9 protein-coding genes and 1 pseudogene are annotated in these 13,605 nt (G+C 63.6%); 1 reads left to right on the top strand and 9 read right to left on the bottom strand.

Going from position 1 to position 13,605, the window contains the following annotated elements; all coding sequences use genetic code 11:
- Nucleotides 1-7: 7 nt before the first annotated feature.
- The 7 genes and pseudogenes from QX132_RS28895 to QX132_RS28865 all read right to left on the bottom strand — a co-directional run bounded on the left by QX132_RS28895 (nt 8) and on the right by QX132_RS28865 (nt 9,197).
- Nucleotides 8-1,810 carry an ATP-binding protein gene (locus QX132_RS28895; RefSeq protein ID WP_316163481.1) on the bottom strand — a complete coding sequence of 601 codons (1,803 nt, stop codon included), beginning with the start codon at nt 1,808-1,810 and terminating at the stop codon, nt 8-10.
- Nucleotides 1,811-1,965: 155 nt separating this feature from the next.
- Complete coding sequence (locus QX132_RS28890) at nt 1,966-3,288, bottom strand: NAD(P)/FAD-dependent oxidoreductase (protein WP_315776314.1); 1,323 nt, start codon at nt 3,286-3,288, stop codon at nt 1,966-1,968.
- Nucleotides 3,289-3,589: 301 nt separating this feature from the next.
- Nucleotides 3,590-4,918, bottom strand: a complete 1,329-nt coding sequence (locus QX132_RS28885) for a dicarboxylate/amino acid:cation symporter (protein ID WP_315741096.1) — start codon at nt 4,916-4,918, stop codon at nt 3,590-3,592.
- A 582-nt stretch (nt 4,919-5,500) separates the two neighbouring features.
- Nucleotides 5,501-5,839: pseudogene (locus QX132_RS28880) on the bottom strand (methyl-accepting chemotaxis protein); the annotation flags it as partial.
- A gap of 3 nt (nt 5,840-5,842) precedes the next feature.
- A complete protein-coding gene (gene galE / locus QX132_RS28875) occupies nt 5,843-6,856 on the bottom strand; it encodes a UDP-glucose 4-epimerase GalE (protein WP_316163480.1) in 1,014 nt (337 codons plus the stop codon).
- A gap of 133 nt (nt 6,857-6,989) precedes the next feature.
- A complete protein-coding gene (locus QX132_RS28870) occupies nt 6,990-8,222 on the bottom strand; it encodes an alpha/beta hydrolase (protein ID WP_316163479.1) in 1,233 nt (410 codons plus the stop codon).
- 126 nt (nt 8,223-8,348) lie between these two features.
- A complete protein-coding gene (locus QX132_RS28865) occupies nt 8,349-9,197 on the bottom strand; it encodes an ABC transporter permease (protein WP_316163478.1) in 849 nt (282 codons plus the stop codon).
- 130 nt (nt 9,198-9,327) lie between these two features.
- Here QX132_RS28865 and QX132_RS28860 point away from each other — a divergent pair, with 130 nt between their 5' ends.
- Nucleotides 9,328-10,728, top strand: coding sequence for a hypothetical protein (locus QX132_RS28860; protein WP_316163477.1), 1,401 nt, complete (start codon nt 9,328-9,330; stop codon nt 10,726-10,728).
- Here the strand turns inward: QX132_RS28860 and QX132_RS28855 are convergent.
- Nucleotides 10,687-12,699 (bottom strand): hypothetical protein, encoded by a 2,013-nt coding sequence (locus tag QX132_RS28855; RefSeq protein ID WP_316163476.1) that lies wholly within the window; start codon nt 12,697-12,699, stop codon nt 10,687-10,689. The two genes, QX132_RS28860 and QX132_RS28855, sit on opposite strands and share 42 nt — an antisense overlap.
- Before the next feature lie 2 nt (nt 12,700-12,701).
- A complete protein-coding gene (locus QX132_RS28850) occupies nt 12,702-13,592 on the bottom strand; it encodes a glycosyltransferase family 2 protein (RefSeq protein WP_316163475.1) in 891 nt (296 codons plus the stop codon).
- Nucleotides 13,593-13,605: the final 13 nt, after the last annotated feature.

Here is a 13,605-nt window from a genome sequence, read left to right as displayed (position 1 = left end):
AACCTCTTCAATCGGCAAGCGGCAGCAGCACAATGAACTCGGCGCCGGACGGTTCGAGATTCCGCGCCCGCAGCTCGCCGCCGAACGACCGCGCGATGTGATTGGCGATCACGAGCCCAAGTCCGAGACCCTTGCCGGCCGGCTTGGTCGTCACGAAGGGCTCGAACAGGCGCGGCAGGACATCGGCGGCGATCGCCGGGCCGCTGTTGGCGATGGTGATGCGGCACTGGCCCTCCTCACGCACGGCGCGGATGTGGATGGACTTCCGCGCCGCGCCCTCGACGGCATCGAGCGCGTTGGCGATGATGTTGCAGAGCAGTTGCTCGAGCCGGATCTGATCGGCCCTGACATGAAGCTCGGGCGCGAGATCTATGGTGACGTCGACATTGCCGTCCTTCACCCGCGCGCCGAGGATCTTGAGCGTCTCGGACTGCGCCTGCTCGACCGAGACGGCGTCGAGCGGCGCGTTCGATTTGTAGGCGAACACGCGCAGCTGGCCGGTCAGGCGCGCCAGACGGCGGACCAACTCGCCGATGCGGATGAGATTGCCGCGGGCGTCGCCGATCATGCCGCGATCGATGAATTGCACGGCATTGTCGGAGGCGGTCTGCAGCGCCGCCAGCGGCTGGTTGATCTCGTGCACCATGCCGGCCGACATCTGGCCGAGCACGGCGAGCTTGCCGGCATGGACGAGTTCGTCCTGCGCGGCGCGCAATTCGGCGGTGCGCTCCTGCACCCGCATTTCCAGCCTGTCATTGGCGGCCTGCAGCGCGGCCTGGCTCGCCAGCCGCTGCCGGATCTCGCGGCGTCGCTGCGCCAGCAGGCCGAACGCCAGCAGCGCCACGATGCTGGCGAGACCCGAGAGCGTGCCGATGATCAAGGCCGTCCGCCGGATCGGCGCCTCGTCGTCGAGCAGCAGCAGCTGCCATTGCCGCCCGTTGAGCGGACGCTCGTCGACGCTGTAGACCGCGCCGCGCTCGGTCGCGACCTGGCCGCCGCGATCGGTCCTCTCCGTGAAGCTCCAGCCGAGCGGCGCGAGGCTGGAGCTGCCATAGGGCTTGGACGTCGCGATCTCCTCGAGCGCGTCGGCCGAGAGCGGCGTCAACGGGCGGAAACGCCATTCCTCGCGCGAGGCGAGAATGGTGACGCCGCGGGCGTCGACCAGCAGCATGTCGGCACCGCGGTTGCGCCATTCGCGCTCGAAGGCATCGAGATTGACCTTGACGACGGCGACACCGATCGTCCGTCCCTCTTGCTTGACGGCATAGGACAGGTAATAGCCGGCGCGCGCGCTGGTGATGCCGATGCCGAAGAACACGCCGCGGCCGGTCGCCAGCGCCTGGCGCATATAGGGGCGGTAGGACAGGTTGCTGCCGACCGGCGTTCCCGGCTGATCGAAGTCGGCGGCGGCGATCGCATCACCGGCGACGGTGAGGACATAGAGGTTGTCGGCGCCGGCCAGCAGATTGATCGACTTCAGATGCAGGCTGACGCTCTGCTGCAGCGCGCGATCGTCCGGCGTGCCGAGCAGCCGGAAGACATCGGGCGAGGTCTCCAGCAGCGAGGGCAGATATTCGAAGCGCGAGAGGTAGCCGTCGAGCTGCGCGGCCTCGACCGCCAGCCGCTGCTGGGCCGCGGCGTGCCGCTGATCGAGCCCGCGGGAAAAGGCAATGGCATAGCCGAGCCATGCCGCGACGCCGACCAGCGCAGCCGCCATCACTCCGCGAGCGACCCAGCCCACGCGCCTGCGGACCACCGCGGTGACGTCGGGATGTCCCTCGAGGCCGATCCGGAATGGAAGGTCCGTCATTCCCTTTTCCAGGCCCATCACGTTCCAGGCCCATCACTTCCCAGGCCCGTGTACCGGGCCGCGGCTGCCGTATCCGTAATTGTGCTGCAAGTCTAAGGTCTTGCCGGGCAATAGGCGACAACAAAATCGGCCGGGCCGACGCCAAGGCGCCCTCGTCAGTGCAGCTTGACGTGCGGCTCGGTGCGGCGGGTGATCAGGCGCGCCAGCGTGTCCAGCGACACCTTCGCGAGCCCGTGCAGCGCGTATTCGTGCATCTTGTAGAGCGACAGATACATCATCCGCGCGAACAGGCCTTCGAACACCAGATTGCCGCCGACCAGCGCGCCCATCATCGAGCCGACCGTGCTGAACTCGCCGAGTGACACCAGCGAGCCGAAATCGTGATAGCGGTAGTCCGCCAGCGGCTCGCCTCTGACGAAGCGCGGAATCTGCTTGTAGAGATGCGACGCCTGCTGATGCGCCGCCTGCGCCCGCGGCGGCACGTTGCCGCGCTCGTCCCAGGAGCAGGCCGAACAGTCGCCGATCGCGAAGACGCGTTCGTCGCGCGTGGTCTGCAGGGTCTGCCTGACCACGAGCTGGTTGATGCGGTTGGTCTCCAGGCCCGCAATGTCCTTCAGGAAGTCGGGCGCCTTGACGCCCGCGGCCCAGACGATCAACTCGGCCGGGATGACACGGCCGTCGACAAGGCTGACCTTGTCGGCGCCGACCTCGGCGACCTTGGCGCCAACCAGGACCTCGACGCCGAGCTTTGCGAGCAGCTTCTCGGTCTCGCGCGAGACCCGCTCAGGCAATGCCGGCAACACCCGGCCCGCGGCCTCGATCAGCGTGATCCTGATGTCCTTCTCGGCGTCGACCTGGTCGAGACCATAAGCCACCACCTCCCGCGTCGTCCGATGCAGCTCCGCGGCCAACTCGACCCCCGTGGCCCCCGCCCCGATGATCGCGACCTTGAGCTGATGCGCGGCGATCGGCGACGACTGCGAATGGACGCGGATGCAGGCGTTGACCATGCGCTCGTGGAAGCGCCTGGCGTCGCGCTGCGACTCCAGCTTGATGGCGTGATCGACCACGCCCGGCGTGCCGAAATCGTTGTTCTGGCTGCCGATGGAAATGACGAGCACGTCATAGAGGATGGTCCGCTGCGGCGTGACCTCGCGCCCCTCGGCGTCGAGGTAGGGCGCCACCAGCACCTCGCGCTTGTCGCGATCGAGCCCGATCATGTCGCCGATGCGGTAGTGGAAGCCGTGCCAATAGGCCTGGGCGAGATAGTCGACCTCGTGCGCGGAGATGTCCATGCTGCCGGCCGCGATCTCGTGCAGCTTCGGCTTCCAGACATGGGTGCGGTTGCGCTCGACCAGCGTGACGTCGAGCTTGCCCTTGCGGCCGTATCTGTCTCCGAGACGGGTCGCGAGCTCCAAGCCGCCGGCGCCGCCGCCGACGATCACGATGCGAGGAACACCAGACTGCGCAACGGCCATCATCCAATCTCCCCGAGGGTGACCGCGGCGCGACGGAATGACTGCGATGTCACTCCGGCTGCGTCATCGCTTCGGCACCGCCGCCCCAGCCAGCGCGACCATGTTCACGATACGCCGTATCGTCGCGATGGTCAGACCATGCCGGCCTTGCGGCACCAGGCAGGATGCCTCCACGGTAAACCCCTGCCTGCCGCCACCTTAGCAGATTATCCGAGATGTTGGCGGCATCGCGATTGGGCAGGGCCGCGGCCGGCGCTACCGACGCTGGAATGCGACAGCAGCGCCCACCGCGACCGCAGGCCTATCCCGTCGTGACTGCGACTTCGACATCGGCCGGATCGATATCGCGATCGAGCGCGATGCGCAGCTTGTCGCGATCGAGCTCGCCTTCCCACCACGCCACGATCACGCAGGCGACGCCGTTGCCGCACAGATTGGTCAGTGCGCGGCACTCGCTCATGAACTTGTCGATGCCGAGCACGATCGCCATGCCCGGAACGAGCTCCGGCCGCACGGCCGCAAGCGTTCCGGCCAGGGTGATGAAGCCGGCGCCGGTGATGCCCGAGGCGCCCTTCGAGGTCAGCATCGCGACCAGCAGGATCGTGATCTGCTCGCCGAAGGAGAGGTGAACGTTCATCGCCTGCGCGATGAACAGCGTCGCCAGCGTCATGTAGATGTTGGTGCCGTCGAGATTGAACGAGTAGCCGGTCGGAACCACCAGGCCGACGACCGGCTTGGAACAGCCGAGCCGCTCCAGCTTCTCCATCATCTGCGGCAGCGCGCTCTCGGATGACGAGGTGCCGAGCACGATCAGCAGCTCGTCCTTGATGTATTTGAGGAACTTGAAGATCGAGAATCCGGCGATGCGGGCGATGATGCCGAGCACGATCACGACGAAAGCGAGTGACGTGAGATAGAAGGTCGCGATCAGGCCGGCGAGGTTGCCGAGCGCCTGCGGCCCGTAGCGACCGATGGTGAAGGCCATGGCGCCGAAGGCACCGATCGGAGCGGCCTTCACCACGAGGGCGATGACGCCGAAGATCGCGTGCGCGGCGTCGTCGATGAAGGCGCGCATCGTATGGCCGCGCTCACCGAGCGTCATCAGGGCGATGCCGAACAGGATCGAGAACAGCAGCACCTGCAGGATATCGCCCTGCGCGAACGCTCCGACCACCGTGTCCGGGATGATGTGAAGCACGAAGTCGACCGACTTCATCTCGCTCGCCTGCTTGGCGTAGTTGGCGACGGCGGCGGTGCCGGCGTTGCTCTGGCCCTGGAACCCTGCCCCCGGCTGAATGAAATTGCCGACGATGAGCCCGAGCGCAAGCGCGAAGGTCGAGACGATCTCGAAATAGATCAGCGCCTTGACGGCAACGCGCCCGACCTTCTTCACCTCGGAGACGTGCGCGATTCCCGACACGACGGTGCAGAAGATGACCGGCGCGATCACCATCTTGATCAGCTTGACGAAGCCGTCGCCCAGCGCCTTGATCCATTCGTTCTTGCCGAGCTCGGGCCAGAGCCAGCCGACGATGACACCGAGCACGATCGCGAACAGGACCTGCACATAGAGGACCCGGTAGAACGGCTTCTGCGGTGGTGCCGCGGCCGCTGTGGTGGTTGCAGACATCGTATCTTCTCTCCCTGATCTTACTCGGTCTATCTCTCTGGTCTGCCTATGACCCGCTTCCGCGCCGGCTCCATTGCATGCCGGAGCAACGTCATGCGTCCGGACGCGAGCCGGGCCGGGGGGCGGACCCGCGAAGCTGCGCAGGCGGAATCGCCTGTCGCCGGGTCTCAGGTGAGGGATGGGCTGTGGGCTGGCATCCGGACGTCCCCTCGCATCTGTTGTTCTGGAGCTGGCGCTCGTTTGGCGGCTCACTAAGCAGCAATCGTGCCAGCGGCGCGGCGCAGCATGGGGCGCCTGCATGTCCTTCAGTTTGCTACGATTTGTGAACCATCACGCGGCGGGCGGTCAAGGCACAGCGCGCGGTTTGTCTGGACTTCCGGAATTTTGCCGTCGCAGGCACCCGAAACATCGGACGTACCGGCGACATTGTCCCACGGGCGATATCCAGCCCTGCCTGTCGGGCGCTCGACCTGGCTGGGGCGGGAGGGATCGAACCTCCGAATGGCGGGATCAAAAGCTACGGGCGTCCGCTGTAAATCAACGCCAATTCTGAATTTGGCGCAGATTCTAGCCCTGGTACCCGGCGGACAGAACCTGGGATGTGGCGGTTCCGGCATCAACTGCGCCACGCTGTACATCCGCAATGCTGGCCGAGACCAGCTGCGTTCCCGCCGCCGCGTGCTGGACATTGCGCGAGATATCCTGCGTGACAGCGCCCTGCTGCTCCACGGCCGATGCGATCGTCGACGAAATCTCCTGCAGCTTCTCGATCGTGATGCCGATCTCGCGGATGGCACCGACCGATTGCTGGGTGGCGGACTGGATGCTCGAGATCTGCTGGCCGATCTCGCCGGTGGGCCGCGTCGTTCGCGACTTTGACATGGCCGGCAGCCGGAAAGAAGGACGCACGGCGGCTCCCCTTGGTCAAAGCTCGCGGACCCGGCGAGGATGCGCCTTCGTATGCCATGCCCAGGCTGACCTGATGATCGTATGCAGGTCCGATCGCAATGGGCGGAACTGGAGATCGTCGTTGGCAGCTGTGGGGTCCGCCACCAACGTGGAGGGGTCACCGGGGCGACGATCCTTCATCGTTGTGGGCGGCGCAGAACCGGTTTCCCGCTCAATGGCGTGCAACACCTCTTTGACCGAATAACCCTTGCCGGTTCCGAGATTGAACGCTCGTCCGACAATTTTCCTTTCGTTTCTCATCAAGGCATGGATCGCCCTCACATGCGCATCTGCCAAATCGCTGACATGAATGTAGTCCCGGACTGCCGATCCATCGGGAGTATCGTAATCATCCCCGTAGACGGCGAACTCATCCAGGTGTCCCTGAATGACCATCAGCGCCCGCGGAATCAGATGAGTTTCGGGGTCCCGAAGTTCGCCGATGAGCCCGCAATCATCTGCCCCGCAAGCATTGAAATAGCGCAACCGAATCGCGTTGAACCCATATGAAGCCTCGAAGTCCCCGATGATCTGCTCGGCCATCCATTTCGATCTGCCGTATGGATTTACGGCATGCCCTGCTTGGGCTTCTCTGATGGGCATCAGAGGTACTTCGCCATAGACTGCGCCGGTGCTCGAAAAAACAATGTTGGAGCATCCGGCCTTGCGCATGGAGTCGAGCAGCGTCAGCGTGCCGACCACGTTGTTACGATAATAGATGTGAGGATGCGATACAGACTCACCCACCAGGCTCGATGCCGCCAAATGAAGAACGGCCTGGATCTCAAACTCCCTCAACGCTGCAACGAGGCTCCGCTCGTCCAGGATGTCCCCCGTAACAAGAGGTCCCCAGTTCACAAACGATCGATGGCCGATTGCAAGGTTGTCGTAGCAGACAGGCTCAAATCCAGCTTCCTTAACTGCCTTGCAACAATGTGACCCGATGTATCCGGCTCCGCCCGTAACAAGAATCCGCCGCCCAGCACCCATGCAAGAACTCGCTTTCTTCAGCCGCAACCTTCCCGCCTCGCAACCTCAACCAATGCGATCAAATATCGACACGACACCTTTCGGTCGATACCATGGGTTATCGTTGTGGTCGACCGGCTTGCTCGAGTCCCGCTCATTCGGGTGACGGCCTCCAACGTGCTGCAGTCGTCGTAGCGATCCACTCAAGGCAACGATCCGGCCAGTTTGCGACCTCGCCGCCATGAATTCCGAGGCCAAAGCCATGGCCGCCGTGATCACAGATCATGGCCTCCACAGGCACGGCCGCCCCGCGCAGCGCCTCAAGATAGACGAAGCTATTCCCTGGCTTGGCGACGGTGTCGTCCCGAGCGTGAACGACAAATGTCGGACAGACGCCTGGCGTGACGGCCCGCTCAAACGAGTAACGTCCGGCCACGGCATCGGATGGAGACTTCCCGAGCAGGGCCTCGCGTGATCCAGCATGGGTAATAGCTCGATCCATTGAGATTACGGGGTAGACCAGGATGGCAAAGGCCGGCGATCCTGCCGACCGCGAGGCCCATGCCACCATATGCCCGCCGGCCGAGAAGCCCATGGCGCCGATCCGATCGGAGCGGATCCCCCACACCGTCGCATGGGCGCGCGCTACCGCCAGCGCTTCGTCGAGATCGGCCATCGGCAACGGCAGGGCGGTGTCCGCCCGATCCGATTGCGGCAGCCGGTATTTCAGGACAAGGCCGGCGATGCCCCGCGCCGCCAGCCAGCGCGCGACGTCATGACCTTCCTTGTCGATGGTGACGCCGGCATAGCCGCCGCCCGGACAGATGACGATCGCCGTTCCGGTCGCGATCCGCCGCTCGGGGAGGAACACCGTCAAGGTCGGCCGGCCGACGAGGCGCACCGACCGGTCGGGACGACTGACGCCACGCTCTTCGATCCGATCGGCCATCGCCGATCCGCCGTTCCTGGTGCCCAGCGCCAACTCGATCGGCAGCCGCCCGTCGCCCGTCGTCGTCCACGACGATCCCATCTGCAGGACCCCGCGCAGGACATGCTCGACGCCCTCGATGGCTGGCAGTGCCAACGTCTTGGCAGAAGATGTCTTGGCTGAAGACGCCGCTGCCTCCAAGCCCACAGCGGCATAGCGGCCGCGAACCAGCCGCACGAGGCGCGCAATGCCGGGTTGGGGACTGTCCGTCACGACGGGAATGCCGAACAGGACGCCCAAAACGGCGCCCCAGTTCGCACCGCGCGACGACGGCGCGTAGAGAGCCGCGGGCCGACGGCTACGCAACTGCCAAGCCAGCCGCATCAGGCCGGAGAACCGCGTGACTCCGGCCGGCCAGAGTTCCGGCGCAAACCAAGTGGGATCGAAACCGTCGCGCAAGGTGGCGGCTCGCGCCAGCGATGCCGCGTCGGCATCGTCGAACAGAATTGCCAATCGGAACGGTGTGGGCGCCTTCATCGCCCCGGCCGAAGCGCACGTTGTGCTGTTCATCGCGTCCGCAGACCGTCAGACCACGTCGGCGAAGCCGCGCTTCGTGCGCATGAAGAAAGCATAGCCAGCGACAGCGACAACGACGCCAGCGGCGAACATCGCGCCCAGCCTCCCCCATTCCGGCGCAAGCCCCAGCACGGCGACCTTGCGCGCATCATCGACCAGCGCGGCAATCGGATTGAGATCGAACAGCCATCGGAATTCCGAGGGGACGCTGCTCAGTGAATAGAAGATCGCGCTGGCAAACATGAGCACTGTCAGCAACAATGGCACCATCGCGTTGAGATCCCTGACAAACACGCCGAGACTGGACAGCAGCCAGCTAAAGCCCAATGCAAAGCAGATCAACGGCGCGACCACGAGCGGAAGCAGCGTCGCCGTGGCCGGAACCGTACCGTGCGCCAGCAGGACGCCACAGAAGAATGGGACGAAGCTGACGATCATCTGCACGAGCGCGGCCGCCACGGCCGACAGCGACAGAATCTCCAGCGGGAAAACCACCTTGGTGACGAAGTTAGGTTTCGAGACGACCAGAGCGGGCGAGCGTCCGACCGCCTCGGCGAAGAAATCGAATAGGATCAGCCCGCAGAACATCGAGAGCACGAAGTCCAGCTTGCCCGTGCCACCGCCGAGTTGCGGCTGCAGGATGAAGCCGAAGACGACCACATAAACAGTCAGCATCCCCAGCGGCCGCAACAGCGACCAGACAACGCCCAGATACGAGCCGCGGTAGCGCGCCAGAATATCCCGCAAGGTAAACTGCCGAAGCAGCGTGCCGTGCGCGACCAGTCTGCGCACGATTTCCCACGGCAACAGCAGTTGCGGCCAGGAAAAATGATCTCGCGATTGCTGCACGGCCGCCATGTTACGTCGCCCCCGCTACAAAACCATAAGTATCAACAAGTTTGACAGTAGCGCCAAACGAGTGCAAGCAAATAGCTGAATTTCGCAAGCCGACAGCGACGATTCCGCATCCTTCTCAGGCACAGCGCTCATGACGACCGAGCATCAGGATCGCTTTCCGCCTTGGGCTCTGGCGCTCTTGACCTTCGTCGGATCAGCGCTGATCGCGTTGCCCTCGTTTCCCGGACGGATGAATGCCGATGCGCTCGACCTGTATGGCCAGGCACTCGGCGACCGCTTTCACGACTGGCACGCTCCTCTCGTGGCCTGGCTGTGGAGAACGATCGGCGCCTCTCCGTCCCTGGTCGCGGGGCATACCACGCTGATCGTCTTTGCGATCGTTTATGCGGTCGTCCTCACCTTACGCGCCAATGGCCTTTCGTCGCCGGCGGCGTTGCTGGCCGCGTTCGGATTCGCGTTGTCCCCCCCCGTACTCAACCACCTCGTTGCGGTCTCGAAGGACACCTGGGTGGCCGCGCTATTCGTCGCGACCTTCGCGATGTCCTCAGCGGCCGCGCCAGCCAGGCTCGTCCATACGCGCGCAGCCCTGATTGCGCTCGCGCCATCGATACGCCCGGAGACCGTTCTCCTGCTGCCGCTGTTCATTTGGGGCGAGTACGTCCTGGCCGGACGAAAATTGCTCCCCGCCGTCCGCTTCGCCGGGGTCTTGCTCCTCACCGCCGCCGCGCTAGGCCTGTTCGTCGCAAAAGTCGTCAAGCCTGAAGCCCGGCATGCCGAGGGCGGGATCTTTCTGTTCGACCTCGCCGGCATTTCGATCCGGACCGATCAGCTCTTGCTGACTCCCGCGAGCTTTCCCGCCAACGATCTTGCTGTGCTGCAGCGGCACTACTGGAGCGACAGCCTGTCTCCGATCGCATGGGCGAATCCCGAAAGCGAAATGGTGCGGTTCGTCGTCGGCGACGACTTGGCAGAACTGCGTCGCCGCTGGGAGAGCGCCGTTGTGGCCTATCCGCTCGCATATCTCGACACCCGCAGCGTCATCGTGCGCGAGTACCTGCGCGGGCATTGGACGTACCATCCCGGCATCGATTCAAATCCTCGTATTCACCTCTTTTGGCCGAAGGCGAACGGAATGGTGAATGCCTATCTCGATGCCGCGCCTCAATGGCTCTCCAGCCATTGGCTGCCGATGATCGGAGCCGTCGTCCTTCTGGCGGCCATAGTGCGGCTGAAGCTGCATCGGCGTCGACCGGAGTGGATGGTCTATCTGGTCGTGGCTATCGCCTATCAGGTCATGCTGCTTCCCCTCATCGTCGTGCCGGATTATCGGTTCGGATATGCGGGCGTGATCCTGTTCTTCCTGATCCTTGGGTTGACGTCGCGCGATCTCGCGCTGATGGAACGAGCGCGGACTGTGGGCGATGACCATGGGACCAAGGCGGAGGGCGTCGCCGGCGTGTTGGCCGCGCCGGCGTCGACGTCCGCGGGATTACCGGGTCAGAAGCCAATAGACCGCGCGCTGCACCGGTGAGCCCCGACGATTGCGGCCGGCGTGCCAATAATCGTGCCGGAGCACCCATCGGAACGACTGCGGTCGCGCCAGCATCCGCAGACTGTGCGGATAGGCCAGCAGTCGTCTTGCGTATACGGCACCGAATCCTTCTCCGTGCGGAATATCGCCGACATGACGCGCCTCGGCTTCGGTCGGATACTGCAGGAAGCGCTTCAATTGCGCCGCCGCCGCGTCCCTGGACAAGGCGAGGTCCGGAAACCGGACCTTCAGCGCCAGATAGTCGTCGACGAATTGCATCGCCCCTTGTTGCATGCGCACGATACTCTCGACCCTGTAGGGCTCGAGATCGGTGGACGCCCTAACGGGAAAATAGTTGCCGTCGGCGTCGCGCTCCATACGAACGATCGTGCCCTCCGTCGCCGAAAACAACAATTCGACGACTTCGACCCCCTCCCAGATCAAGCGCCGGTAGTCGTCCGGTTCGCCCCGCCGGAAAAGATAGGCGTCGTGGGGATATTTCTCGTCGGGCAGAACGATCTCGTGCGCGAACCCATATGTGCCGAGGTAGAGTCCGGTAATCTCCGGGCAATCCCCCCTCTCGCGCAGCATATCGGTGATCGACCGCTGCATCGTACCATGCCACCCGACGTCGATCAGGCCAACGCGGCGGCCCCCCACCAGACCGGAAGCGCTCAAATAGTCCAGCAGAACCTCACGTTCCTCGCGCGCGTTCTCGCAGATCGGTCCTGCAAGCCCGAGGAACAATTGCCGCAGGCGCCCATAGTCCGCTTCCGTCTTGACCTCGTGGTCGGGGCCGCTAAATCCAGCCGCACCGAAAGCTCCCTGATGTTTGCGCCAGTCGACGCCAGCGCGCTCGATGAATTGCGCCGCTGTAAGCACCGATGTCCCGCCCGACAGAAACCGGATGACATCCTCATTGAGGTCCTTGATCGCCGCCACGTTAAGCGCACGCCTCGAACCATAAAGATAGTGCGTCTCTTTGACCGCTCCATCTGTCGCGGCGGCCAGCTTGTCATAGACCTGCTGCATCACGAGCCCTTCACGGGCCAGGAAATACAGGGCGTCCAAGCGGCGCGCCTTAGCCTGCTCAATCAACCATTCCGTGAAGCCGACAAACAGCGGACCGGCCGTTGCATAGCCGAAATCCTCCCAAAAGCTCTCCTCGCGCGAGACCGGCACGGCGTCCCGCCTTGCATGGGTGATCCGGTTGGCGATCAGCCCCTGCGCGACCGACCTTGCCGCAGATACAGGCTCCGATGTCTTCCACACCTTCGAGGCGCGGTGAGAGCTCATATACGCGTCCATGCAGCGCCGGTAATGCCAGGTCGACATTCCATGCTTCCGTCCCATCTCGATATCCGCGCGGATGTTGTCGCCGATGTGGAGCCAGCGCTGACCTTCACCGGGCAGGCGCGCTCGCGCTTCGGCATGGAGCTCGCCGGTTGACTTCGTCTTCTTCGAGACCGACGAAACCAGCAAGGCTTCATGGCCGTCGTAGCCCGCATTCCGCAGCAGATCGGCGATCACGCGCTCCGGAAGGTACGAATCGGAGATGAAGGCGATTCGCTTGCCGCGATCGCGGCACCAGCGATAGGCATCATGAATGAACGGATTGCGCCGGCAGACGTCGAGCTCCGCCTCGATCTCCATTTGAGCAACAGCCTTAGCTAACTCCGAATCGATAGCCAGGGACTCGGAAAGGGTGCCGTAGATTTCGTCCAACGTGACTTCCCGGGCACGATGGCTTTGCCAGGCGCGTTCGCGCGCCAACCGCTCCGCATCGCGCCGCGCCCTCGCGAACTGTATTGAATCTGCGCCGAGCCTGCGGCGCACAGCCGGCTCCATCAACAGAAAGAGATCATCGGGCTCCGCCAACGCGCGAAGAATCGACGTATCGAAGACGTCGAATGAAACGACGTCGGCGTCATCAAGTCTGGATTGGAGTTCCGCGTCCATGTCGCTTTGCATGCTCAATCGTATTTTTTCCGGCGAAAGACGCGATGAAGAAAGCCCTTGTCCTGGCGCCGCTTTCGAAGCCACGCCTCCAATAGAAACATCTGCCACGAAATATTGGCCAGGGTGCCGATCCCGGTGCGGCCGCTATTCAGTTCCTGACGAAGCCATTCGTTGCGGAGGAAGACGCTGTAGTTCTCATGCTGGTGGCTCTGATCGACGACCGAATTGCTGTATTCGACCGCGCCTGCCGGCAAACGATGGTGATAATAGGCCAGGCATTCGCACAGCACTCCGATCTCGAAGGATTGCAGGAATCGGACATTAAATTCCCAGTCACCCAGAACTGGAAGATCCTCCCGAAACGGGCCGATCTTCACCAGCGCATCTCTCCTGAACAGGAACGAGATCGGCGGGAACATGTTTTGCGCCAACATGCGAAACAAATGCACCCCCTTCACCCAGGAATTGAAATCGTGTCGTTGCACGGTCTCGATCCGGTCCTCCCTGATGGACTCGACGACTCTCTCCGTGTGGGTGATCACGCCGGCCAGTTTCGGAAACGTCGCATTCGCCTCCATATAGGCCACAGTCTTACTGAGGAAGTCCGGTCGCCATGCGTCATCATCGTCGTGAATAACGATATAGCGGCTGGATGACGCTTCAACGCCTTGATTTGACGCGGCTTCCATGCCGCGCGATGTATTATTGTGGATGACGTGGCAACGACCTGCATAGCGGCCCGTGCGCTGGGCGATCAGTCCGTCGACCGTGGCAGGATCGCCGCCGTCGTTGACCACGACGTGAATCCAATTCTCGAAGCTCTGGTCCAACACGCTGTCCAGGGCGCGCGGCAACAGCAACGGACGGTTCCTGGTCCGCGTGATCACCGCAACAGTGTCATCCATCTGCCGATATCCC

Source organism: Bradyrhizobium sp. SZCCHNRI20481 (assembly GCF_032485055.1).
Taxonomy (GTDB): domain Bacteria; phylum Pseudomonadota; class Alphaproteobacteria; order Rhizobiales; family Xanthobacteraceae; genus Bradyrhizobium.
Note: the sequence above shows the minus strand (reverse complement) of the source record. Positions and strands in the feature narration are given on the sequence as shown.